Source organism: Nocardia sp. NPDC004582 (assembly GCF_053602115.1).
Genome location: NZ_JBSGCY010000038.1, coordinates 1 through 22,772, shown reverse-complemented (window position 1 = coordinate 22,772; position 22,772 = coordinate 1). Strand labels below are relative to the sequence as shown.

The following is a 22,772-nucleotide window of genomic DNA, read 5'->3' as shown; positions in this document are numbered from 1 at the left end:
TCACCCACAGCACAGGGCCGGAAAAAGAAAGGGGACCCAGCGCACCCGGCAGAGCCCGTTGACCCTTGCTGCCTTCCGGCCCTGGGGGAGTTCACAGGATGCGCGCCGCGCTGGATCCGTCGGCCAGTGTAGCGGCTCACCGCGCCGGGTGCCGCGCGGGGTCGATACGATGCCTGCGATATGCGGGGTCACCCGCGATTTTCCGGAGGGGTAGAGACGATATGACGAGTTCCGATCCAGGGGCCGGTGCGCCGCACGATCCGCAGAAGGCTCAGGAGACCGCGCAATGGTGGGCCACCGCGCCCGCCGCGGGTGAGGGGCAGCCGGTTCAGGGCGCGGACCCGACCATGCTCAACTACGCCGCCGGCGGCATGCCCCCGTACACGCCGCCCGCGCAGCCCGTTCCGACCGGGCAATCCGCGCCCGGCTACCCGCAGCAGCCGATGCCCGGCTACCAGCAGCCTATGGTCGACGCCTACGGCCAGCCCCTGTCGGGCGGCTTCCCGCAGCAGCAGCAGTTCGCCCAGCCTCCGGTCCCGCCGCCGGGCCAGGGCTACGGCTATCCGGCGCAGCCGCCGCGTTCGGGCGGCAACAAGACCGGCTGGATCATCGGCGGGGTGATCGGCCTGGTGGTGATCGTCGGCGCGGTGATCGGCGTGGTCGCCCTCAGCGGCAGCGACAGCTCGTCGCCGCTGGGCGGGGACAAGAAGAAGGCCGCCGGGAAGTACTCGATGGAGGGCATCACCAACGGCTGCACTGTGATCGACACCTCGGTGCTCAACAAGTGGGCCGCCAACTCCAAGGGCACCCCCGAGCACTCCGAGACCAAGCCCACCGACTACTCGGGCGGCCGCTTCGACTGCCGGGCCGGGAACGAGGAAACCTCCAAGACCGACAAGTACGCGATCGCCAATACCGCCGACCTCACCCTCAACGTCTCGCTGCTGAGCGGCTCGTCAAGCGCCTACAACCGCCCCGAGTACGACATCTGGAAGACCAGCGACACCGGCACCACCGGCAGCGGCCGCACCGCCGGCGACGTCAACGGCATCGGCGAGGCCGGCTACTGGGCGGCCAAGGTCGACGACTACTCCTCCTTCACCACCACCGACTACACGGTCGCGGTCAAGGACGACAACGCCTCGGTGAAGGTCAACATCCGCCTGCGTATGGGCAAGGGCCAGTCCGTCAGCAAGGACGAGATCGCCCAGGTGTGCAAGGAGCAGGCCCAGAAGGCACTCGGCAATCTGAAGAAGAAGTAGCCGCCGACCTCGGCATTTGCTTCCACCAGGGGTGTACCCGGTATATTGCTCGACGGAGGATTCGCCTAGTGGCCTATGGCGCTCGCCTGGAACGCGGGTTGGGTTAACAGCCCTCAGGGGTTCAAATCCCCTATCCTCCGCTTCGAAGGCCCCGGCCGGACTCAGTCCAGCCGGGGCCTTCCGCATATCCGGGCCGATCGGGCACGGATCAGGGCGGGCCCGGCGACGGTGTGACCTGGGACTCGTTCGGGACGCCGGTCGATCGGGGAGTTGGTTACGTCACGGTGCCGCAATCGTCTGGGGGCGTGCGACTTTGGATGGCGTGCCCGTGCGCTCCCGCCAGAACCCAACCAGCAGAGGGCATAACGGATAATCATCACGAAACACCCATAGGCTGACGATTACAGCACTTCCGACCATTGCGGCGCGTCTTGATATGTTGCAGTAGAGGGGATTTCAGGGAATTCGTTCGCCAATTCCTATCGCCGCGGATAGGAACTCGGGACCCGACCGCATCTGAAAATTTGACGATGCGCGATCGACGACCGACTGCGCGGTACCCTCGCCGCCATGGTGACGATGACTACCGCAGGATCTACGAATGGTGAAGTGCGAGTATCCCCGTCACGCGGGACGGGAGGCATTCTCCGTCGACTGAGTTCGTTCAGACCCCGGCTGGCGCATGCTTCGCTGATAGTGACGTCGGTGGTGGCAGTCAAGTCATTCCAGATGTCTTTTGCCGCGTTGCACCAACTCTCGGTGCGAAATCTGGTGCCGCCCGATCTCGCTTCGAATGTGCCGATCGCCATCGATGGCTTGGTGATCGCCTCGATCATCGCCACCGCCGCATTCCGGCAATGGAGCGTCGGCTGGTGGTACTCGACCGTCTTGTTCGCTCTCTCGACTCTCGTCTCGATCGCTGGGAATATCCAGTACGCCCACGAGATCGGCGGAAGCGTTGTGCCGATGTGCCTTTACGCCGGCATGCCGCTGACAATGCTGTTCGCCGTGCACCTCACATTGATGCTCTGGGAACGTGGCAAGCAGGTCACCGCGGAACTCGCGGCCGAACTCGAAGCCGCCGAGATCGAGGACGGGATCGAGATGCCCGAGCTCGCGGACGAGCTCGAGATGTCCGAGCTCGAGGACGTCATCGACGCGGCCGAGCACGACGACCCGGAGCCCGCCCCCGAGCTCTACGATGCGGCGCTCGACTGGCAGGAGACCGGGCGCGCCCAAAACCCGCTTCCCGCGGCTCAGCCGAGGCTGTACCCACTGGAATCCATGGGACCCGGGTATTCCCTGGGACAGACCGCCGGCATCGGCGCCCAGCACCGGCCCGTTTCGTTGAATGCCGACGAACGGCGCCAGTTCTACACGGCCGCAGCGCAAATGTAGTGAGGCATGCGTCCCGATCAACCCCCAACATTCACCACCGACCCTTCTGGAGCGAAGTATGGCGATGAACATATGGCAGGACCAGGGAGTGGATCAGTTCCGGGAAATCGCGATCCGGCTGGCTTCGATCATCCAGAACAGTCTGGATCGATCGGGTGCGATGACCCAGTTCACCGAGGCATTCGGCAACGTCGAATCATTCACGGATCTGATGATCGAATACTCCGGCCGATGGTTCACCGAGACGGGCGGGCGCTCGACACTGATGGGACCCGAAATGTTCTGGATGTTGTCGGAGCCCGCACCGCGCCGCAGCCCGGCGGTCGGTATGCGAATCCAGGACGTCGGGGGCGAATCCGAGAGCCACTCCGGTCATCGCGCGCGAAAACTATTGTTGATCTGTGTTTTCGAAGCACTCACCCATACCCAGTGGGGCGCCCCCGATAGCTTGTCCGAGCATCCGCTGATCAACGGAATGGTTTAACTCTCCACCGAACCCCGCCTCGAAGGCCCCGCCGGACTCGGTCCGCCGGGGCCTTTCGTCCGCACGGGTCAGCGCAAGGCGCGGGCAACCTCGTCCAAGGCGGATTCCAGCAGCTCCAGGTAGTGGTCCGGGTCCGGGATCACGGCGGGGTCGGCGTGGATGGAGATGGTGACGGTGTCGCCGAGGCCGGTGACGCCGTGGGTGAGGTGCATGACCGCGCCCAGGGCCGGGAAGCCCGCGGTGAAGCGGACCGGAGCGCCGTCGAACTCGAGGTCGGCGGGGCCCCGGTCGACGCTGGAGACGACGGTGTGACCTGAGACTCGATCGGGGAGCGAGTCGAGCGGCGCGTTGGTTACGTCACGGTGGAGCAGTGGGGCGGGGAGAACAGCGGTGACCGCGTCGGGCGCGTGCTGGAGGGGGTGGGACGCGCGGGTGCGGCGGGCGGTGAGGTCGGCGGCGATTCGATCGGCGCGGGTGCGCGGCTGGGGTTCGGTGTGGGACAGGTCCACCGAGAGGTCGCGGTAGGCATTGCGGGCGGGACGATTCGGGCCGTCGGTCGCGGGCGCGGTGATCGCCATCGGCACCTGGGCGCGGAGCGCTGGGACGGGCGCGTCGTGGTCGCGGAGATAGCGTTCGAGGGCGAACGAGATGGCGGTGAGGGCGACCACCGTGACCGAATGGCCGGGGGTGCGCAGGCGAGCCTTGTCGCACAACAGTATTCGCGCGATATGCCGCTCCGGGGGTGCGCCGGCGCCGTTCAGGAGGGTCGGTTCGACATCGAGGGCCGGGGGTGGGAGTTCACCGGCGGCGGTGAGGTCGGCCAGGTGGCGCTGGGCCCGCGCGGCGGCCAGGCCTCGAATCACGGTGCGCGCCATGCTGATCGGGATGGCAGGCAGGGCGAGGGTCGCGGCGAGGGCGCCGGTCGCGGCATCGCGCACGCGGCTCGGCAGGTACCGGAGGGGGAACGGGGCGGGTGGTGGCGCGGATGCCGCCGGAAGCTCGCCGGCACCGAAGAGCGCGCGGGCGATGGCGGCGGCCCGGCGGCCGTCGGCCAGGGCGTGGGATAGCTGGAGTACCGCCACCAGGGCGGACTCCTCGGCAGCGAATCCCGGTACGTCCCGGACATTTCGGAAGATATGCAGTCGCCAAGGCCGGTCCTGCGCTCGCAGGCCGGTACCGAGCAGGATGCCGAGTTCGTCGGTGAGATTCACCCAGTTCACATCGCCGAGGTCGTGGTCGAGGAACTGATCGCTGGTGAATTCGCAAGTCGCCCAAAGCGGATACGCAATGTTCGCGGGAGTATCCAGCACGCGTATCAGCAAATCCGGAATGCGGGCCACCCGGTTCGCGACGGCCGACCGCAGCCGCCCCGCATCGCGACCGGTGTCGGCGAAGCAGTACAGCAGGAACAGATCGTTGCGCGTGCGCGCGGACAGCCAGTACATGGTGGCGTCCTGGGCGACCAGGGAATTCACCCGACGACCATAACGAAAACCCGGTGCGCCGCGGACACGGCAGTGCTACCGTTTGTAGTAGAAGCATTAGCACTGTCCCGGGGGCGGGGTGACCGCTATGGCAACCACCAACAAGATCGCCGGTCGACTTGGGAATCAAGCCGATGAGATGGATCAGCGCTACCAGGGCGCCGCATTCCTGAAACGATCGATCAACAAGGTATTTCCGACCCACTGGTCGTTCCTGCTCGGTGAGATCGCGCTGTACAGCTTCATCATTCTGCTGCTCTCCGGCGTCTATTTGACCTTGTATTTCGACCCTTCCATGGGTGACGTCACCTACAACGGCTCCTATCAGCCGCTGCGCGGGGTCACCATGTCGCGGGCCTACGAGACCGCGCTCAACCTCTCGTTCGACGTGCGCGGCGGACTGTTCGTGCGGCAGGTGCACCATTGGGCCGCGCTGCTGTTCACCGCGTCGATGATCGTCCATATGATCCGGATCTTCTTCACCGGCGCCTTCCGCAAACCCCGTGAGGCCAACTGGGTGATCGGCGCGCTGCTGTTGATCATGGCCATGTTCGAGGGCTTCTTCGGCTACTCGCTGCCCGACGATCTGCTCTCCGGCACCGGCCTGCGCGCCGCCTTCGCCGGAATCACGCTGGGCAGCCCGGTCATCGGCACCTGGCTGCACTGGCTCATGTTCGGCGGGGACTTCCCCGGCACCATCATCATTCCGCGCCTCTACATCGCGCACGTGCTGCTGCTACCCGGAATCATGTTGGCGCTCATCGTCGTTCACATCGCGCTGGTCTGGTATCAGAAGCACACCCAGTACCCGGGGCCCGGACGCAGTGAGAAGAACGTCATCGGCACCCGCATCGTCCCGGTCTTCTCACTGGACCAGGGCGCGTTCTTCGCCTTCACCCTGGGCGCGCTCGCGCTGATGGGCGGACTGCTGCAGATCAATCCGATCTGGAATCTGGGTCCCTACAACCCATCCCAGGTCTCGGCCGGCACCCAGCCCGACTTCTACATGATGTGGACCGACGGCTTCCTGCGCCTGTTCCCGGCCTGGGAGGCCTACCCGTTCGGGCACACGATTCCCGGCGCGTTCTCGGTGGCGCTGTTCATGCCGCTGATCTTCACACTGATCATCGCCTACCCGTGGATCGAGAAACGGCTCACCGGCGATCGGGCCCGGCACAACCTGCTGCAGCGCCCGCGCGACGTGCCGGTGCGCACCGCCATCGGGGCCATGTCGCTGAGCTTCTACCTGATCCTCACCCTGGCCTGCGTCAACGACATCATCGCCTACAAGTTCGACATCTCGCTCAATGCCACCACCTGGGCCTTCCGCATCGGCCTGCTCACCGTCCCCGCGCTGGCCTACACCGCGGCCTACCGGCTGTGCGTCGGACTGCAGCGCGCCGACCGCAGTGTGCTCGAGCACGGCATCGAAACCGGTGTGGTGCGGCGGCTTCCGCACGGCGAGTACATCGAGGTGCACCAGCCGCTGGGCCCGGTCGACGCGCACGGCCATCCGATCCCGCTGGAATACCAGGGCGCGCGCGTACCCCGGAAGCTGAACCAACTCGGCCTCGCGGGCCGCCCGGGCACCGGCGCGTTCTTCTGGGCCGATCCCCCGGAGGAACGCGACCTCAACGCCGCCAACGAACACGCGGCCGAGCGCGCCCAGCTGGCGGTGCTGCGGCGAGCGCAGGAGAACGCCTCCGGCAATGGGCAATCCGCCGCGGGCAATGGGCAATCCGGCAACGGGCGGCACTCCACCTGACCACCCCGATGGCTTCGGCAGAGTGAAGCCCCCGAGTCTCCGGGACTCGGGGGCCTCTCGTTTTTCCCGGCGGGGCCGCGGCAGGCCACCTGCAGGCCGCGGTCAGGCCCGCGTGAACTCCCCATCGGAGACGCCGGCTACGAAGGCATCCCACTCGCCGGGGGTGAAAGCCAGGATCGGCCCGGCGCCGTGGTCCTTGGTGTCCCGGACCGCGACATTGCCGTCGCGGAGAAACGCGACCTCCACGCAGTTGCCGTTGGGGCCGCTGTGTTTGCTCTTGCGCCAAACGGCGCCGGTGAAATCCACCTTCACGGTACTAGCTCCTTTTCTGCGTCAAGCTTGGAATCCTGCTGGCATCGATCCTGGCGACCGCGGGATCGCTCTGAAACACGAATCCTCGGGGCTCGCCGCGGGTCGCACGCAAACGCTCCGTACAACCTGTCTCTGCACTTCGCGATGGGAATGCGCCCCCGATGGCCGTTCCCGCGCTAAACCCTAGCAGGGTTCGTCATTAGGAGATCGCATTCTTTCGTTTTCAACCAGCAAATCTAGGGCAAGGTTAGCCAGCAAATTAGTTGCAAGAAATTAGCCCCGATTTGAGGCTATTGAATTTCAAACATGAGAATTCCTTCGCTCGCCCCTCGGGTACCCCGGGTGGACCGGCATACGCGCCACGTACGGAATCATGGAGACCATGCCCCAACAGCCACCGGAGGACGCCGGACGGGACCGCGACGATGACGGCCGTGCCCGGAATGCCCGTCCGCGTGACCGTTTTGGGCGACCTCTCCCCTTCGGCAGTCCCGGCATCCCCCGCATTCCCGATGACCTGGACCTGCCGCCCGCCGAAACCCTCGACTACGCCCAACGGCTGCTGGACGAGGGCCTGGCTTTCAACGCGCACGAGGTACTCGAGGCCGCCTGGAAGAACGGTCCGTTCGCGGAGAAGTCGCTATGGCAGGGCCTCGCGCAATTTGCCGTTGGACTCACCCACATTCAGCGGGGAAACCCCAAGGGAGCGCGCACCCTGTTGCGCCGGGCGGCCGAACGCCTCTCCGCCTACGGATCGGCCCCCTACGGCATCGACTCACCCGGGCTGGTGGATCACGCGCAGACCCTGCTCATGGCCATTGAACAGGGAAAACCCATCTCCGACACGGACCTTCGAGTCCAGCTCACAATCTCAACCTGAATGCGCAACTCCGCTGCCCTACCGCACTCGATGTGCGCGCCCGCAAGAAGGCGAAGGGTCGGCCGCGCTGCGAAGGATGCGAACTACCATCGACAGACATGCCGACAGACCCCGCCCCAGCAACGGCCGCCCACCCCGCACGGCGGCCCGGGGCCGGTCGCTTCGCGCCCAGCCCATCCGGTGATCTGCACCTGGGCAACCTGCGCACCGCATTGCTGGCCTGGCTGTTCGCCCGCTCCACCGGACGCGGATTCCTGATGCGGGTGGAGGATCTGGACCGGGTCAAAAAGGGTGCGGCGGAACGGCAACTGGAGGACCTGGCCGCCATCGGCCTCGACTGGGATCCTCCGGTGTTACGGCAGTCCCAGCGGCTGCCGCTGTACGAGGCGGCCATCGAGCGCCTCACCGAGGCGGGCCTGACCTATGAATGCTTGTGCACGCGTAAGGAAATACAGCAGGCGGTGACCGCGCCGCACGGCCCGATGGGCGCGTACCCGGGCACCTGCCGGAACCTCACCGAACAGCAGCGACGACGCCGGCGCGCGGAGGGCCGGCCCGCGGCGCTGCGCCTGCGCGCCGACCTGACCGAATTCACCGTCACCGATCTCCTGCTCGGCGAATACCGCGGCGCCGTGGACGATCTGGTGCTGCGGCGCGGCGACGGCATCCCCGCCTACAACCTCGCCGTCGTGGTCGACGACGCCGACCAGGGCATCGACCAGGTGGTGCGCGGCGACGACCTGTTGCCCTCCACGCCGCGGCAGGCGTATCTGGCCACCTTGCTGGGCCTGCCCGTTCCCGAATACGCCCACGTCCCGTTGGTGCTCAACACCTCCGGGCAACGGCTCGCCAAGCGCGACGGGGCGGTCACCCTGCGCGATCGGACAGCTCTGGGCGAATCCCCGCGACACGTGCTGGGCGCGCTCGCGGCGTCGCTCGGCTACGACGGCGCAATCACTCCGTCCGGTGTGCTGGAACGATTCCGGCCGGAAAACCTACCCAAGGAACCCTGGAGACTCGACCCCGACGGGTTGTTGCAACCCAGCTGGTGTCCGTAACGTACGCACTCGACCAGATCCCGAACGAAATCGACGAGGACGGCGGAAACAATGACGAGCGGTGGGTACGACCCCAACCAGTATCCGCAGGGCGGCCAGCCGTACGGGCAGCCGCAGCAGCCTTACGGCCAGCCGCAGCAGCCACAGCAGCCGTACGGTCAGCAGCAGCCCTACGGGCAGTCCGACCCCTACGGCCAGCAGCAGCCGCCGCAGCCTTACGGCCAGCAGCCCTACGGACAGCAGCAGCCCGACCCGTACGGCCAGCAGCAGCCGCCGCAGTTCGGTCAGCAGCAGCCCTACGGCCAGTCCGACGCCTACGGACAGCAGCAGCCCTACGGCCAGCCCGCCTACCAGCCCTACCCGGACGGCGGCCAGCCCGGTTTCGGCGGCGGCTTCGGCGGCTCGCAGCCCGGTGACCTGTGGACCCGCTTCGCGGCCCGCATCATCGACGGTCTGATCATCGGTATCCCGGCCGGCATCATCGAGGTGCTGCTGCCCAACAGCATCGCGTGGCTGTGGAGCGTGCTGGTCCCGGTCATCTACTTCGGCTACTTCATCTTCATGGAGACCCAGCAGGGCGGCCAGACCCTGGGCAAGAAGCTGCTGAACCTGCGCGTGGTCGGCCCGGGCGGCGCGCCGCTGGACCCGGCCACCTCCGCCAAGCGCAACCTGTTCATGATCGTGCAGCTGGTCCCGTGCCTGGGCACCCTGGTCGGCATCGGTATGGCGATCTACATCGCCGTCACCATCGAGCAGAGCCCGACCAAGCAGGGCTGGCACGACCAGTTCGCGGGCGGCACCCAGGTGCTGAAGGGCTGACGCTCTTCTCCCCCGAGCCCGGAAATGGGGCGCGTCCTTCCCGGATGCGCCCCATTTTCTTTGCTGCCCACCGACTTTCCGTCAGGACCCGGTCGCGCTGGCGATGATGAAGATGAGGAACCCGCCCAGTCCCAGGACCGTCCCGGCCGCGCCCACCCAGATGCCGCCGAGCGCCAGACCGCGCCCCTGCTGCCCGTTCGTCTTGAGCTGGTTGAACGCGATGATCCCCAGCACCAGTCCGACGATCGAGACCACCGGCAGGAAAGCGCAGAAGAACATGGCCGGGATGCCGATGATCGACACCACCAGCGACGCGATGGCCAGCGAGCTGGTCTGCTGGGCCGGCGCCGCGTACCCGTAGGGCTGATAGCCCGGATAGCCGCCGTAGCCCGGAGACTGCGGCGTGGGCTGCTGGCCCGCACTCGGATAGCCCGGCGCCGGATTCGCCTGCGGCGGCGGATAGCTCGGATACACCGGCTGCGGCGGCGGGGTCAGCGGCGGCTGCTGGTACTGCGGCGCGGAGGTGTAGCCGGGCGGAGGCGGCGTCGGTTGCTGGGGCGCCACGGGCGGGGTCTCGGGCGCGACGCCCTCACCCCCGTACTGCTTCCACCACTCGTCGGAATCGCCAGGATTCGTCATTCGTCCAGCCTAGGGCACCCCAGCTATCCGTACCTCGCGGTCGAGGCAGGGGATACTTTCGGGCGTGAGTGATATCGAAACGGTCGATACCGACCGATCTGGACACCCCACGCCGCAACACGCCGCATTCGCGGACGCGGCGGGGGGATATTTCACGCCGGTGGCGGTGGCCTTCACCGCTGTCCTGCTGATTTCCAACGTGTGCGTCGCCAAAGGCGTCCAGTTCTTCTCCGGACAGCACCTCTCCCTGGGCCCGCTGACCATCCTGCCGATCACCATGGACGGCGCGTTCTTCCTCTTCCCGATCGCCTACGTCATCGGCGACATTCTCAGCGAGGTGTACGGGTTCCGGGCCACCCGCCGCACCGTCTACTACGGGTTCGCGGCGCTGCTGCTGATGATCATCTGCTTCCAGATCGTCATCAAGCTGCCCACCGGTGACCTGCAGCAGAACTCGACCTCCTTCGGGGACGTGCTCGGCAATACCCCGCAGCTGGCGCTGGCCGGGATCACCGGCTACTTCGTGGGCCAGTTCCTGAACTCCAGCACGCTGGTGCTGATCAAGGAGCGCACCAAGGAGAAGCACCTGTGGGCGCGACTGCTCGGGTCCACGGTCGCGGGCGAGTTCGGTGACACGCTGGTGTTCTGCTCGATCGCGGCGACCGCCATCGGCATCAACACCTGGGGCGACTTCGTCAACTACGTGATCGTCGGCTTCATCTGGAAGACCCTGGTCGAGGCGTGCGTGCTGCCGATCAGCTACCGCTGCATCGCCTTCCTCAAGAAGCGCGAACCCTCCTACCGCCCCCGCGAGCGCTCCGCCATCTACGAGTGAGGCAAGGTAACTCTCGGGACTCTCGGGGGTACCCGCTGAAACCCCGAGAGCGGCGAGGCGTGGCCGTATCGAATCCCCTTATGCGCCAGGGGCTTTGATGCGGCCGCGCCAACGGCCCAGGAATTCGGCGTGGTAGTCGTCGAAGTAGCCGCCGTCGATGCTCTCGCGGACCCGATCCACCAGGCGCACCGTGAACCGCTCGTTGTGGATGGTGCACAGCGTCGAGGCGAGCATCTCCTTCGCCTTGAACAGGTGGTGGATGTAGGCGCGCGTGTAGTGCGCGCAGGTGTAGCAGTCGCAGTTCTCGTCGATGGGCGTGAAGTCGCGCTTGAACCGGGCCGTATTGATATTGAACCGGCCCTCGTCGGTGTACAGCGCCGCATTGCGCGCCACGCGTGAGGGATTCACGCAGTCGAAGGTGTCCGCGCCGTTCTCCACCGCGGTGAAGATGTCCTCCGGCTCACTGATACCGAGCAGATGCCGGGGCTTGCCCTCGGGCAGCTCGTCACAGCACCAGCCGACGATGGTGCCCAGATTGTGCTTCTCCAGCGCGCCGCCGATGCCGTAGCCGTCGAATCCCGTTCCGGCCGCGCCCCGCAACTCCTCGAGGTCGCGACAGGCCTTGCGGCGCAGGTCCTCGTACTGCGCGCCCTGAATGACGCCGAACAGCGCCTGATAGGGCCGATGCGAGCGCGCCTCGGTGAGCCGCTCGTGCTCGTCGAGGCAGCGTTTGGCCCACAGCCGCGTGCGCTCCAGCGATTCCTCCTGGTAGCCACGGGTGTTCATGAGCGTGGTGAGCTCGTCGAAGGCCATCATGACGTCCGCGCCCAGCTGGTGCTGGATGCCCATGGACACCTCGGGGGTGAACCGGTGCTTGGAGCCGTCCAGGTGGGACCGGAAGGTGACGCCGTCGTCGTCGACGTGCGCCAGCCGCTCCTTGCCCTTGGCGATCACGTCGTCGTCCTGCACGCCGACCGATTCCATGGCCAGCACCTTCTTGAAGCCGACGCCCAGCGACATGACCTGGAAGCCGCCGGAGTCGGTGAAGGTCGGGCCGTGCCAGTTCATGAACTCGGCCACACCCCCGGCCTCGTCCACGATGTCGGGGCCGGGCTGCAGGTACAGGTGGTAGGCGTTGGCCAGCAGCGCCTGCGAGCCGAGTTCCTTCATGGTCTCGGGCAGCACGGCCTTGACCGTGGCCTTGGTCCCGACGGGGATGAAGGCGGGTGTCGCAATATCGCCATGTGGCGTACTGATCACACCGGTCCTGCCGTGCCGGCCTTCCAGACGGGTACCGACCTTGAACGAGAACTCGGAGGCAGCAGACACCGAGCTATCCTCTCACTTCGTCAGCGGAGCGATTGTCCTCGCTCCGCCATGGGAACGTCGGGTCATTTGGTGAGCACGACCGCGTCCGGCTCCGGATCGTCCACATTGTTGCCCTCGCCGTCGGTGATGGCGGCGGCGAACTGGGCGTTGTAGAGCCGGTGGTAGAAGCCGCGGGCGGCGAGCAGTTTCTCGTGCGTGCCCTGCTCGACGATCTTGCCCTTCTCCATCACCACGATGGTGTCGGCGTCGCGGATCGTCGAAAGCCGGTGCGCGATCACGAAACTCGTGCGGTCCCGGCGCAGCGCCGCCATGGCGTGCTGCACCAGCAGCTCGGTGCGGGTGTCGACCGAACTGGTGGCCTCGTCCAGGATCAGGATGGACGGCTTGGCCAGGAACGCACGGGCGATCGTGATGAGCTGCTTCTCGCCGGCGCTGACGCCGGAGCCCTCCTCGTCGATGACGGTGTCGTAGCCCATCGGCAGCGCGTGCACGAACCGGTCCACGTAGGCGGCGCGAGCGGCCTCGAGGATGTCCTCCTCGGAAGCGTTCGGATTGCCGTAGGCGATGTTCTCCCGGATGGTGCCGCCGAACAGCCAGGTGTCCTGCAGCACCATGCCCATACGCGAGCGCAGGTGGTCGCGGGTGATGGCCGTGATGTCGACGCCGTCGATGGTGATGGCGCCGGAATCCACCTCGTAGAACCGCATGAGCAGGTTGACCAGGGTGGTCTTGCCCGCACCGGTCGGCCCGACGATGGCCACCACGTGCCCGGGTTCGGCCACCAGCGAGAGGTTCTCGATGACCGGGGTCTCCGGCTCGTAGCGGAAGGACACGTCCTCGAACGCGACCCGACCCCGCTCCAGCGGCCGGGAGTCCTCCGGATCCGGGTCCGGCGACTGCTCCTCGGCGTCGAGGATCTCGAAGATCCGCTCCGCCGACGCCACACCCGACTGCAGCAGGTTCATCATCGAACCGATCTGGGTGAGCGGCTGGGTGAACCCGCGCGAGTACTGGATGAACGCCTGCACCTCGCCCAGCGACAGCTGACCCGACGCCACCCGCAGCCCGCCGACCACGGCGATCAGCACGTAGTTCAGGTTCCCGAGGAACATGATGGCGGGCATGATCAGCCCGGAGATGAACTGCGACTTGAACGAGGAGTTGTAGAGCTTCTCGTTGGTCTCGTCGAACTTCTCGCCCACCTCGCGCACCCGGCCGAAGGCGCTGACCACCTCGTGACCGGTGAAGGCCTCCTCGACCTGAGCGTTCACCTCTCCGGTGAACTTCCACTGGTCCACGAAGTGCGGCTTCGAGCGCTTGGCGATCTGCGCGGTCACGATGACCGCCAGCGGCACGGTGAGCAGCGCGATCAGCGCCAGGATCCAGGAGATCCAGAACATCATGATCAGGATGCCGATCACCGACAGCACGTTGATGATCAGCTGCGACATGGTCTGCTGCAGCGTCTGCGCCACATTGTCGACGTCATTGGTGACCCGCGAGAGCACGTCGCCGCGCGGCATGGAGTCGAAGTAGCGCAGCGGCAGCCGGTGGATCTTCTCCTCGATCTGCGCGCGCATCCGCTTCACGGTGCGGTTGAGCACCACGATCAGCAGCTGCGCCTGCAGCCAGCCGAACAGCGCGGAACCGATGTAGAGCGCCAGCACCCAGGCCAGCACATGCCCCACGGCGGTGAAATCGATTCCGGTGCCGGGGATCACGTCCATGCTGGCGAGCATGTCGGCGAAGGTGCTGTTGCCGCCCGCGCGCAGGCCCTCGACCAGTTCGTCCTTGCTCTGCCCGGCGGGCAGCTGCTTGCCGACCACACCGTCGAAGATGAGGTTGGTGGCCTTGCCGAGGATCTGCGGACCCAGGGTGTTGAGCACCACCGAGCCGACCGCCAGCACGAAGACGACGATCAGATACGCCTTGTCGGGCGCGAGCATGCGCAGCAGGCGCTTGAGCGACGGGCCGAAGGACTTCGCCTTCGCGTCCGGCGCACCGGGATTGACCGCTCCGGGCCTCATCGCACCTCCTCCGCGCTGAACTGCGATTCCACGATCTCGCGGTATTCGTTGCAGTCGAGCAGCAACTGGTCGTGGGTGCCGATGCCGGCCATCGCGCCGTCCTCCAGCACCACGATCTGGTCGGCGTCGCGGATGGTCGAGATCCGTTGCGCCACAATGATGACCGACGCGTTCGCGGTCTCCGGCCTCAGGGCCTCGCGCACCCGCATATCGGTGGCGACGTCCAGGGCGGAGAAGCAGTCGTCGAACAGGTAGACGCGCGGCTTGCGCACCAGCGCGCGGGCGATCGCCAGGCGCTGCCGCTGACCGCCGGAGACGGTCGTACCGCCTTGCGCCACCGGCGTTTCCAGACCCTGCGGCATCTCGCGCACGAAGTCGGCGGCCTGCGCGATCTCCAGCGCGTGCCAGAGTTCCTCGTCGGTGGCGTCCGGCTTGCCGTAGCGCAGGTTCGAGGCCACGGTGCCGGAGAACAGGTACGCCTTCTGCGGGACCAGGCCGATCTCGGTGCGCAGCGTCTCCAGTCGCAGTTCACGGACGTCGGTGCCGCCCACGAGGACCGCGCCGTCGGTGACGTCGATCAGCCGCGGGATCAGGTTGATCAGCGTGGTCTTGCCCGCGCCGGTCGCACCGACGATGGCGGTGGTGGTGCCCGGCTCGGTCTGGAAGCGGATGGCCTTCAGCACCGGCTTCTCCGCGCCCGGGAACTTGAACTCGGCGAATCGCAGATCCACCTTGCCCGGGTCGTCCTGGAACGGCTGGGGCAGCCCCGGTTCCGACACCGAGGACTCGGTGTCGAGCACCGCGCTGATCCGCTCGGCCGAGACCGCGGCGCGCGGGGCCATCATGGCCAGGAAGGAGGCCATCATGACCGCCATCAGGATCTGCATGATGTAGGCCAGCATCGCGGTGAGCGTGCCGATCTGCATATCCCCGTTGTCGATCGAGTGGCCGCCGAACCAGATCACGCCGACCGTGGTGACGTTCGAGATCAGCATGACCATCGGGAACATCAGCGCCATGTACTTGCCGACGTAGAGCGACTGTTCGGTCAGCTCGCTGTTCGCGACACCGAACCGCCAGGTCTCCTGACGTTCCCGCACGAACGCCCGCACCACGCGGATACCGGTGATCTGCTCGCGCAGCACCCGGTTCACCGCGTCGATCCGGTCCTGCATACGCCGGAAGCCGGGCACCATGCGGGTGATGATGAAGCCCATCGACAGCGCCAGCGCCGGCACCGCGATCAACAGCAGCCACGACAGCTGCATGCTCTCGCGCAACGCCATGAAGATGCCGCCGACGCACATGATCGGGGCCATCACCAGGATGGTCGCGCTCATCAGCACCAGCAGCTGCACCTGGCCGATGTCATTGGTATTGCGGGTGATCAGCGACGGCGCGCCGAACACGCCGACCTCCCGCGCGGAGAAGGTGCCCACCCGGTGCAGCAGGGCCGCGCGCATATCGCGGCCCGCGCCCATGGCGGCCTGGGCGCCCAGATAGACCGAGGCGGCCTGGGCGATGATCTGGATGGCGGTCACCAGCAGCATCCAGCCGCCGGTGGACCAGATGTAGCCGATATCGCCCTTGGTGACACCCTGGTCGATGATGTCGGCGTTCAGTGTGGGCAGATACAGCATGGCGATGACCGAGATCAGCTGGAGCACGACGACCCCCGCCAACTGATTGCGGTAGGGCCGCATGGAGGTGCGTAGAAGTCGGATCAACATGATGCTTGGCAGGCTACCGCCATCCTCGAACGCTCGCCGTGACCTTTTCCGGCGGCACCGGAACCGCCCCGCTAGATGTCGGGTTGATCCAGATCACGCCACTCGCCCGCGGTGGGCTGCGCGGGCGTGGTCGCCACCGCGCCACCGGCCGGGCGGGGGCGGCGGGTCCAGGCGTCCGGGTCGTGCAGCAGCTCGTCCAGGAAGGAGGGGAGCAGGTCGTGGGCGATGTCGGCGATGGTGACGCGCTCGAGCACGGAACGGATGTTCACGCGCAGCCCGATCCACACCCGCTGCAGGGGTTCGGCCGCGCCGGTATAGCTGACGTCCTCCGGGCGCTGCCCGCGCACCGAGGCCAGCGGGCCCTCCACGGCTCGAATCACATTCGCGATGCTGATCTCGGCGGCCGGACGGGCCAGCCGGTAACCGCCGTCCGGACCGCGGCGGCTGATCACCAGATCGCCCTTGCGCAGATCCGCGACCACCGATTCCAGCACCTTCGGCGGAATGTCCTGGGCGGCGACGATCGCGTCGGCCTTCACCGAATCCGGTTGCCCCTTCGCGATTTCGACGAGGGTGCGCACCGCGTAATCGACCTTCGCGGTGATGTGCACGGAAACTCCTGATATCGGACCGGTGGTGTGAAAACCCTATCGCGCTGGATACAGCACGCCGAGTGCGGCATTGAGCAAGGTCGTCTCGACGTGGTCGATATCCATGTCGGGGACGATCTCCTGGGTCATCATCGCGGTGCTGAGCACCTGCATGGCCGCGGCGGCGCGCAGCAGGGTGTCGGCATCGGGATCGGGTCCGGCCATCCAGCGGCACATGCGGTGATGCAACTCGATCATGTCGGGATAGCGATTGCCGAGCGCGTTGACGATGGCGACGGTGTCGCGCATGCACAGCGCGCCCACCTGACGGTTGGCCAGGGTGGAGTGCAGGCGCTCGCGGATCACCGCGCGGACGTTCTCGGGAGTCGCGGGCAGTTCGTCGAGGCTCGCCACCTGATCCCGCACTTCGTCGAACATCGGCTCGATGATCGCTACCAGAAGATCGACCTTCGAGGCATAGTGATAGTAGAGCGAGGCTTTTGTGATTCCCACCGCATCGGCGACCTCGCGCAAACTACTGTGGTCGAACCCTTTGCTGGCGAATAACTGAAGAGCGGCGTCTCGGATCGCTTCTTTAGTGCTTCTACCTGCGACAACGGTTCCGGAACCGTTCTGGCCAGCCATGCTCTCATCCTCTCACTCGCGCTCGAAATGCGATCAACGCCACCTAGAGTCGAGGTTGTTCCTCCACTTAGCCCCTCGGTAGTCTACCTACCGCACGGTAGGCAGATTTCGTTTCGTGAAGGCGGGGAGCCACAGCTCCCGGCGGCAGTGTTGTCTACGCGCTCGCACACCAGCACCCCTGTTCAAGCCCGAACAAACATCGCCAGGAGAACCCCTCGTGTCCGTATACCTCTATCGGTGGGGAAAGTTCGCCTTCCGCCGTAAATGGATCGTCATCGCGGCGTGGATCGCCGCGCTGTTCGTCATCGGCGGTGTGGGCGGCTCGCTCGCCAAACCGTTCCAGGACTCCTTCACCATGCCGGACCTGCCATCCGAGCGGGCCACCAAGATCCTCGACGAGCATTTCCCGGGCGCCTCCGCCGGCTTCGACCAGAATGCCGTCAACGGCACCTATGTGATCGCCGCGCCGAAGGGTCAGAAGCTGACCGATCCCGGCAACGCGGCCGCCCTGCAGGCCTTCGTCACCAAACTCGGCGAACTCGGCATCATCGACAAGACCGCGCCGCTGATGAACCCGGTCGACATCACCAAGAAGATCGGTGAACGCGCTGGTATCGACTGCCTCGCCGGCGACCGCTCCAACCCGGCCTTCGCCGCGAACTGCTCGAGCGCACCGCTGAACGTGCTGAACAAGGAGCACCCGGACTCGGTCGCGACCATGCAGGTCAAGTACACGATCCCGAAGTACTCCGACCTCACCGCGGACGACCGGGACGCCGCCTACAAGGTCGGTGACGAGGCGCGCGCGGCCGGCCTGCAGGTCGAACTCATCGGTTCCATCACCCAGGATCCGGGCGGCTCCAGCGGCGCCTCGGAGATGATCGGCATCGCGGTGGCACTGGTGGTCATGGTGATCGCGTTCGGCGCGATCGTGGCGGCCTTCGTGCCGATCCTCACCGCGCTGGTCGGCGTCGGCACCGCCATCTCCGTCATCATGTTCGGCACCCACTGGCTGACCGTGCCGACCTTCACCCCGATCCTGGCCTCCATGATCGGCCTGGCGCTGTCCATCGACTACGCGATGTTCATCGTCTCCCGGTACAAACACGAACTGGCCGTGTCGAATTCGCCGGAGGAAGCCGCGGGCACCGCGGTCGGCACCGCCGGATCGGCCGTCATCTTCGCCGGTCTGACCGTCATCATCGCGCTGGCGGGTCTCACCTTCGTGCGGGTCAGCTTCCTCACCTCGATGGGTATCTTCGGCGCGGTCTCCGCGGCCATGGCGGTGCTGGTCGCCGTCACCCTGATGCCCGCACTGATGGGCGCGTTCGGCCGCTTCCTGTTCAAGCCGAAGCTGCCGCTGGTCGCCCGGCACGATCCCGAGGACGACACGTCGGTCACCAACGGCCAGCGTTTCGCCCGCCTCATCGGCAAGGCCCCCGCGCTGACCCTCGGCATCTCCGTGGTGCTGCTCGGCCTGCTCGCCGCCCCCGCCGTGAACCTGCAGCTGGGTCTGCCCGGCGGCGACTCGATGCCGCACGACACCACCATCCGCAAGGCGTACGACCTGCAGACCGAGGGCTTCGGCGAGGGCTCGAACGGCACCCTGATGGTGGCGGTCGACCTCAGCAAGACCCCGGAGAATCAGCGCACCGAGGCACTGAACGCGTTGCGCGACAAGCTGGCCCACTACCCGGGCATGGACTACCTGACGGTGGCCCAGCACAGCCAGGACGGGCAGGCCGCCATGTTCATGGGCGTCCCGCACGCCGGGCCGAACAACAAAGAGACCAAGGACCTGGTCAAGGACGCCCGCGATGCCGAGTCCGAGCTGAAGGCTCAGTACGGCATGGAGTACGGCATCACCGGTACGACCGCCATCTTCGCGGACGTCTCGCAGGCGCTGCTGGTCAAGATCATCCCGTACCTGGCGATCGTGGCCGGCGCGGCATTCATCCTGCTGCTCTTGGTGTTCCGCTCGATCCTGGTGCCGCTGACCGCCGCGCTCGGCTTCCTGCTGTCCATGGCGGCGACCTTCGGCGCGACCGTGCTGATCTTCCAGGACGGCAAGTTCGGCCTGGTCGAACCGCACCCGCTGGTCAGCTTCCTGCCGATCATGTTGATCGGCTTGGTATTCGGTCTCGCCATGGACTACCAGGTCTTCCTGGTGACCCGCATGCGTGAGGAATACGTGCACGGCAAGTCCGCCAAGGACGCCATGATCAGCGGCTACCACCACGGCGCCCGCGTCGTGACTTCCGCGGCCATCATCATGATCTCGGTCTTCAGCGCCTTCATGCTGCAGGACAACGTGGTGGCCAAGTCCATGGGCTTCGCCATGGCGGCGGGTGTGTTCTTCGACGCCTTCATCGTCCGCATGGTGCTCATCCCGTCGCTGCTCGCCCTGCTGGGCGACTCGGCGTGGTGGATCCCCAAGTGGCTGGACCGCATCCTCCCCGACATCGACGTGGAGGGCGCCAAGCTCACCGAGCTGAAGCAGTCCACCGTCCCCGCCGAGGCGAAGGAACACGCCACGATCGGCTGATCGACGCGTCGCACGGTCGGCCCCCACCCGAAGCCTCGGGTGGGGGCCGAGTTCGTTTGCGCACCTTCATGATCAGCGTAGGAAGCGGACAGCCGTATTGCGGATCGCGATACCGGCGGCGGTGCCCGGAACCATGAGGGCGGTGGCGGCGCGGAAGCCGCGTTGCCTGGGTTCGGCGAGTCTGCGGTGGCGGCGCTCGTAGGCCGCCAGCGCCTGCTGGGGATCGTCCGGAGTGCGGGTGAGTTCCTCGGCGAGGGTGTGCGCGCCCGCGATGGCGAGGGTGGAGCCGTCACCGAACAGGGACAGCGAGGATCCGGCGTCGCCGAGCAGGGCGACGCGGCCGATCGACCAGTGCGGCAGGCTGATTCGGCTCACCGAGTCGAAGTAGATGTCGTCGGCGGCCCGCAGTTGATCGAGGAGATCAGTGAAGATGCCGGTCCGGCCGGTGAAGGCGGCGGCCACCAGGCGCTTGTGCTGTGCGAGGTCGCGGTGGTCGAAATCCGGGACCGCGGGCTGCCGGAACAGGAAGGCGGCCACCGCATTTCCCTTGGACGGGTGCACAGTGATGGCTCGACCCGGCCGGTTGAACATGACCACCTCGCGTTCGTCGTCGAAGACCTGGTCGACGGGCAGGGTGGCGGCGTACATGCCCATGTGGTGAATGAATCCGGCCTCGTCGCCGAACACCAGTCGCCGCACATTCGAATGCAGGCCGTCGGCTCCGATCACATAGTCGTAGTGGCCGGTGGCACCGCTGTCGAAGCGGACATCCACTCCGCCCACATCTTGCGCGATCGCCGCAATCGACTCTCCCCAAAGGACTTCGGCCTTGTCGCGGGCCGCATCGAGCAGGACGCCGGCCAGATCCGCCCGAGGGACCTCCACCTCCCGGTCGCCCGCCCCGCCCTGAAAGGCACTGAGCCGCAGCCCCGACCGCTTCCTACCTGTCTCGTCCACGAAGCTCATCCGATCCACGGACGACGCCGCCGCCCGCAGGGCGGGCATCACCCCCATGGCTTCCACGACCTCGACCGCGGGCCCCTTCACGTCGATCGGGTTCCCGCTGGACCGCTGCCCGCGGGCCCGCTCGACCACGGTCACCTCGAATCCGCTGCGCCCCAGCCAATACGCCAGCGTCGCCCCCGCGATCCCCGCCCCGGAGATCAATACGGCCTTGCTCATCGTTCTCACCTCCAGCCTAAGTGGACGATTTTCGTCCACTTATCGGACGGTACAGTAACCGGAAGAAATTCGTCCACTTATTTCGGGAGGTGAGGACAACGACCGAGCTCAGGTCCGATGCCCGCAACAACCGCGACCAGATCCTGGCCGCCGCCCAGCTCGTCTTCCGGGAGCAGGGCGCCAATGTCTCCATGAAGGACATCGCCGACGCCGCCGGCGTGGGCGTCGGCACCCTCTACCGCCGCTTCCCCGACCGCGGCGCCCTCATCACCGCCGCCGCCCACTCGTACCTCTCGGCCCTCTCCGACCTGGCCGCCACCGCCGAACGCGAAGCCCCCACCGCCTTCGAGGCCCTCACCCGCCTCCTCCGCGAATGCGCCGAACTCCGCCTCGGCGCCCTGGCCGCCGCCATCGAACCCACCCTGCACGCCGACATCAAGGCCGACCCCGCCCTCACCGAAGTCCGCGCCACCATCACCGACCGCATCGACCGCCTGACCACCCGAGCCCACGCCGAGGGCGCCCTCCGCCCCGACGTCACCCCCGCCGACATCGGCCGCCTGATGACCCTCCAGATCTACGCCACCCCCGACGAGCCCTACCCCACCGCCGTCCACCGAGTCCTCGACCTACTACTCGACGGCCTCCGCCCCTGAAAACGCGCGCCCCACAACGGTTCAACGATGCGGGGCGTTGATCCAGCGGGTGACGGAGGGCAGAGCGGCGAGGATGACCACGCCCAGATAGAAGGCCATGAACCCGAGGGACCAGACCATAACAACAGGGCTCGTGGGCAGGTGCTTCTGCCAGTCGAGCACCTGCACGGTGAAGAGCGGTACGAAGCCGAGTATCACCAGGACTCGGCCTACCGAGGTACGACGCAGCAGCAAGACACCGCCGGGAATCAGGAGCAGGGCCGCGATCGGGCCGCACACCATCGAGGGCAGCACACCGACGAGCTCCCGCATCTCAGCCGAATAGCTCCACCACAGGTGGTACTGCATAACGCTTCCCAACGCATTGAGCAGTCCGAATCCAAGGGCCGCGATTCCCGCGAGCAACGCGGCAGCGCTGACCGGACGAGGCGGCACGGGCTGCGCGGGGTGCCAATATGGCTGACCAAGCTGGTTGTACGGGTGGGACATCGAAGCCTCCGGGCTGCTCGTTCGCATGGAAAGTGCTGCGTTGCAAGCAATCCTGCGGACCGAGCCTTAAACAAACCTTTTCGTCCGGATAACGCCCTACGCCGGTAGCGCGCCCGCCGATTCGGCGCGCGAGGCCCGGACATAGAAGAAGCCCCTCACCTGCGAACAGGTGAGGGGCTTCTCAGCGGTGGCGGAGGGATTTGAACCCTCGGAGGGGGGTTACCCCTCACACGCTTTCGAGGCGTGCTCCTTAGGCCGCTCGGACACGCCACCGGTGGTGACTTTACAGGAGGACCGTGCGGAAACCGAAATCGGCTGGAGAGGGGGCTAGGGGCGGTGGGATTGGAAGAAAGAGTCGAGGAGGGCGGCGCATTCGGATTCGAGGACGCCGGCTCGGACTTGGGGGCGGTGATTGAGACGTCGGTCACGGACCACGTCCCAGAGGGAGCCGACGGCGCCGGTTTTGGGTTCCCAGGCGCCGAAGACGACGCGGGAGACGCGGGCGAGGACCAGGGCGCCGGCGCACATGGTGCACGGTTCGAGGGTGACCGCCAGGGTCGCGCCCTCGAGCCGCCAGCCGTCGCCGTGGACCCGGGCGGCGGCGCGCAGGGCGAGGACTTCGGCGTGGGCGGTCGGATCGCCC

General features: G+C 66.7%; 21 protein-coding genes, 2 tRNA genes and 1 other RNA gene. 11 read left to right on the top strand and 13 right to left on the bottom strand.

The window, feature by feature from the left end; all coding sequences use genetic code 11:
* Positions 1-26 precede the first annotated feature (26 nt).
* Positions 27-121, bottom strand: an RNA gene (ffs, locus tag ACWELJ_RS13775) — signal recognition particle sRNA small type.
* 100 nt (positions 122-221) lie between these two features.
* Here ffs and ACWELJ_RS13770 point away from each other — a divergent pair.
* The 4 genes from ACWELJ_RS13770 to ACWELJ_RS13755 all read left to right on the top strand — a co-directional run bounded on the left by ACWELJ_RS13770 (position 222) and on the right by ACWELJ_RS13755 (position 3,144).
* Complete coding sequence (locus ACWELJ_RS13770; protein WP_452366499.1) at positions 222-1,262, top strand: hypothetical protein; 1,041 nt, start codon at positions 222-224, stop codon at positions 1,260-1,262.
* Positions 1,263-1,316: 54 nt separating this feature from the next.
* Positions 1,317-1,402, top strand: a tRNA-Ser gene (locus tag ACWELJ_RS13765).
* 430 nt (positions 1,403-1,832) lie between these two features.
* On the top strand, positions 1,833-2,660 hold the full coding sequence (locus tag ACWELJ_RS13760) for a DUF2637 domain-containing protein (protein WP_452366498.1): 828 nt from the start codon (positions 1,833-1,835) through the stop codon (positions 2,658-2,660).
* A 58-nt stretch (positions 2,661-2,718) separates the two neighbouring features.
* Complete coding sequence (locus tag ACWELJ_RS13755) at positions 2,719-3,144, top strand: hypothetical protein (protein ID WP_452366497.1); 426 nt, start codon at positions 2,719-2,721, stop codon at positions 3,142-3,144.
* A gap of 68 nt (positions 3,145-3,212) precedes the next feature.
* On the opposite strand, the gene ACWELJ_RS13750 is transcribed toward ACWELJ_RS13755, so the two are convergent.
* Positions 3,213-4,619, bottom strand: a complete 1,407-nt coding sequence (locus tag ACWELJ_RS13750) for a WS/DGAT domain-containing protein (protein ID WP_452366496.1) — start codon at positions 4,617-4,619, stop codon at positions 3,213-3,215.
* Between the two features lie 97 nt (positions 4,620-4,716).
* Here ACWELJ_RS13750 and qcrB point away from each other — a divergent pair, with 97 nt between their 5' ends.
* Entirely contained in the window at positions 4,717-6,393 is a 1,677-nt protein-coding gene (qcrB, locus tag ACWELJ_RS13745) for a cytochrome bc1 complex cytochrome b subunit (protein ID WP_452366495.1), read from the top strand.
* Between the two features lie 102 nt (positions 6,394-6,495).
* Here the strand turns inward: qcrB and ACWELJ_RS13740 are convergent, their stop codons facing one another.
* On the bottom strand, positions 6,496-6,705 hold the full coding sequence (locus ACWELJ_RS13740; RefSeq protein WP_357087983.1) for a DUF397 domain-containing protein: 210 nt from the start codon (positions 6,703-6,705) through the stop codon (positions 6,496-6,498).
* Positions 6,706-7,087: 382 nt separating this feature from the next.
* On the opposite strand from ACWELJ_RS13740, the gene ACWELJ_RS13735 reads away from it, so the two are divergent.
* The 3 genes from ACWELJ_RS13735 to ACWELJ_RS13725 all read left to right on the top strand — a co-directional run bounded on the left by ACWELJ_RS13735 (position 7,088) and on the right by ACWELJ_RS13725 (position 9,462).
* Positions 7,088-7,585 carry a DUF309 domain-containing protein gene (locus ACWELJ_RS13735; RefSeq protein ID WP_452366494.1) on the top strand — a complete coding sequence of 166 codons (498 nt, stop codon included), beginning with the start codon at positions 7,088-7,090 and terminating at the stop codon, positions 7,583-7,585.
* A gap of 98 nt (positions 7,586-7,683) precedes the next feature.
* A complete protein-coding gene (gene gluQRS, locus ACWELJ_RS13730; RefSeq protein ID WP_452366493.1) occupies positions 7,684-8,643 on the top strand; it encodes a tRNA glutamyl-Q(34) synthetase GluQRS in 960 nt (319 codons plus the stop codon).
* A gap of 51 nt (positions 8,644-8,694) precedes the next feature.
* A complete protein-coding gene (locus ACWELJ_RS13725; protein ID WP_452366492.1) occupies positions 8,695-9,462 on the top strand; it encodes an RDD family protein in 768 nt (255 codons plus the stop codon).
* Between the two features lie 81 nt (positions 9,463-9,543).
* On the opposite strand, the gene ACWELJ_RS13720 is transcribed toward ACWELJ_RS13725, so the two are convergent.
* Entirely contained in the window at positions 9,544-10,101 is a 558-nt protein-coding gene (locus ACWELJ_RS13720; protein ID WP_452366491.1) for a DUF4190 domain-containing protein, read from the bottom strand.
* Between the two features lie 64 nt (positions 10,102-10,165).
* Between ACWELJ_RS13720 and ACWELJ_RS13715 the strand changes: the two genes are divergently transcribed.
* Positions 10,166-10,936 (top strand): queuosine precursor transporter, encoded by a 771-nt coding sequence (locus tag ACWELJ_RS13715; protein WP_452366490.1) that lies wholly within the window; start codon positions 10,166-10,168, stop codon positions 10,934-10,936.
* A gap of 78 nt (positions 10,937-11,014) precedes the next feature.
* Here the strand turns inward: ACWELJ_RS13715 and tgt are convergent, their stop codons facing one another.
* The 5 genes from tgt to ACWELJ_RS13690 all read right to left on the bottom strand — a co-directional run bounded on the left by tgt (position 11,015) and on the right by ACWELJ_RS13690 (position 17,257).
* Entirely contained in the window at positions 11,015-12,265 is a 1,251-nt protein-coding gene (gene tgt, locus ACWELJ_RS13710) for a tRNA guanosine(34) transglycosylase Tgt (protein WP_452366489.1), read from the bottom strand.
* Positions 12,266-12,327: 62 nt separating this feature from the next.
* Positions 12,328-14,292, bottom strand: a complete 1,965-nt coding sequence (locus ACWELJ_RS13705) for an ABC transporter ATP-binding protein (protein WP_452366488.1) — start codon at positions 14,290-14,292, stop codon at positions 12,328-12,330.
* Positions 14,289-16,022, bottom strand: a complete 1,734-nt coding sequence (locus tag ACWELJ_RS13700; RefSeq protein ID WP_452366487.1) for an ABC transporter ATP-binding protein — start codon at positions 16,020-16,022, stop codon at positions 14,289-14,291. The genes ACWELJ_RS13705 and ACWELJ_RS13700 overlap by 4 nt, the downstream gene beginning before the upstream one ends.
* A 71-nt stretch (positions 16,023-16,093) precedes the next feature.
* Positions 16,094-16,633, bottom strand: coding sequence for an RrF2 family transcriptional regulator (locus tag ACWELJ_RS13695; protein WP_379103362.1), 540 nt, complete (start codon positions 16,631-16,633; stop codon positions 16,094-16,096).
* Positions 16,634-16,669: 36 nt separating this feature from the next.
* On the bottom strand, positions 16,670-17,257 hold the full coding sequence (locus ACWELJ_RS13690; RefSeq protein WP_452366486.1) for a TetR/AcrR family transcriptional regulator: 588 nt from the start codon (positions 17,255-17,257) through the stop codon (positions 16,670-16,672).
* Positions 17,258-17,474: 217 nt separating this feature from the next.
* Between ACWELJ_RS13690 and ACWELJ_RS13685 the strand changes: the two genes are divergently transcribed.
* Complete coding sequence (locus tag ACWELJ_RS13685; RefSeq protein WP_452366485.1) at positions 17,475-19,802, top strand: MMPL family transporter; 2,328 nt, start codon at positions 17,475-17,477, stop codon at positions 19,800-19,802.
* A gap of 72 nt (positions 19,803-19,874) precedes the next feature.
* Here the strand turns inward: ACWELJ_RS13685 and ACWELJ_RS13680 are convergent, their stop codons facing one another.
* A complete protein-coding gene (locus tag ACWELJ_RS13680) occupies positions 19,875-20,984 on the bottom strand; it encodes an FAD-dependent monooxygenase (RefSeq protein WP_452366484.1) in 1,110 nt (369 codons plus the stop codon).
* A gap of 89 nt (positions 20,985-21,073) precedes the next feature.
* Between ACWELJ_RS13680 and ACWELJ_RS13675 the strand changes: the two genes are divergently transcribed.
* Complete coding sequence (locus tag ACWELJ_RS13675; protein ID WP_452366483.1) at positions 21,074-21,640, top strand: TetR/AcrR family transcriptional regulator; 567 nt, start codon at positions 21,074-21,076, stop codon at positions 21,638-21,640.
* Between the two features lie 21 nt (positions 21,641-21,661).
* Here the strand turns inward: ACWELJ_RS13675 and ACWELJ_RS13670 are convergent, their stop codons facing one another.
* From ACWELJ_RS13670 to ACWELJ_RS13660, 3 genes are all read right to left on the bottom strand, one after another.
* Positions 21,662-21,988, bottom strand: a complete 327-nt coding sequence (locus ACWELJ_RS13670; RefSeq protein ID WP_452366482.1) for a hypothetical protein — start codon at positions 21,986-21,988, stop codon at positions 21,662-21,664.
* Between the two features lie 326 nt (positions 21,989-22,314).
* Positions 22,315-22,402, bottom strand: a tRNA-Ser gene (locus ACWELJ_RS13665).
* A gap of 54 nt (positions 22,403-22,456) precedes the next feature.
* On the bottom strand, positions 22,457-22,772 hold a 316-nt coding region (locus ACWELJ_RS13660; protein WP_452366481.1), incomplete at its 5' end, for a nucleoside deaminase.

Excerpts from the sequence above, each read along its gene's own strand:
- gluQRS (WP_452366493.1), top strand. The coding sequence starts at position 7,684 with ATGCCGACAGACCCCGCCCCAGCAACGGCCGCCCACCCCGCACGGCGG.
- ACWELJ_RS13760 (WP_452366498.1), top strand. The coding sequence starts at position 1,833 with ATGGTGACGATGACTACCGCAGGATCTACGAATGGTGAAGTGCGAGTA.
- ACWELJ_RS13720 (WP_452366491.1), bottom strand. The coding sequence starts at position 10,101 with ATGACGAATCCTGGCGATTCCGACGAGTGGTGGAAGCAGTACGGGGGT.
- ACWELJ_RS13680 (WP_452366484.1), bottom strand. The coding sequence starts at position 20,984 with ATGAGCAAGGCCGTATTGATCTCCGGGGCGGGGATCGCGGGGGCGACG.
- ACWELJ_RS13690 (WP_452366486.1), bottom strand. The coding sequence starts at position 17,257 with ATGGCTGGCCAGAACGGTTCCGGAACCGTTGTCGCAGGTAGAAGCACT.
- ACWELJ_RS13670 (WP_452366482.1), bottom strand. The coding sequence starts at position 21,988 with ATGCAGTACCACCTGTGGTGGAGCTATTCGGCTGAGATGCGGGAGCTC.
- ACWELJ_RS13735 (WP_452366494.1), top strand. The coding sequence starts at position 7,088 with ATGCCCCAACAGCCACCGGAGGACGCCGGACGGGACCGCGACGATGAC.
- ACWELJ_RS13755 (WP_452366497.1), top strand. The coding sequence starts at position 2,719 with ATGGCGATGAACATATGGCAGGACCAGGGAGTGGATCAGTTCCGGGAA.
- ACWELJ_RS13705 (WP_452366488.1), bottom strand. The coding sequence starts at position 14,292 with ATGAGGCCCGGAGCGGTCAATCCCGGTGCGCCGGACGCGAAGGCGAAG.
- ACWELJ_RS13725 (WP_452366492.1), top strand. The coding sequence starts at position 8,695 with ATGACGAGCGGTGGGTACGACCCCAACCAGTATCCGCAGGGCGGCCAG.
- qcrB (WP_452366495.1), top strand. The coding sequence starts at position 4,717 with ATGGCAACCACCAACAAGATCGCCGGTCGACTTGGGAATCAAGCCGAT.
- ACWELJ_RS13700 (WP_452366487.1), bottom strand. The coding sequence starts at position 16,022 with ATGTTGATCCGACTTCTACGCACCTCCATGCGGCCCTACCGCAATCAG.
- ACWELJ_RS13770 (WP_452366499.1), top strand. The coding sequence starts at position 222 with ATGACGAGTTCCGATCCAGGGGCCGGTGCGCCGCACGATCCGCAGAAG.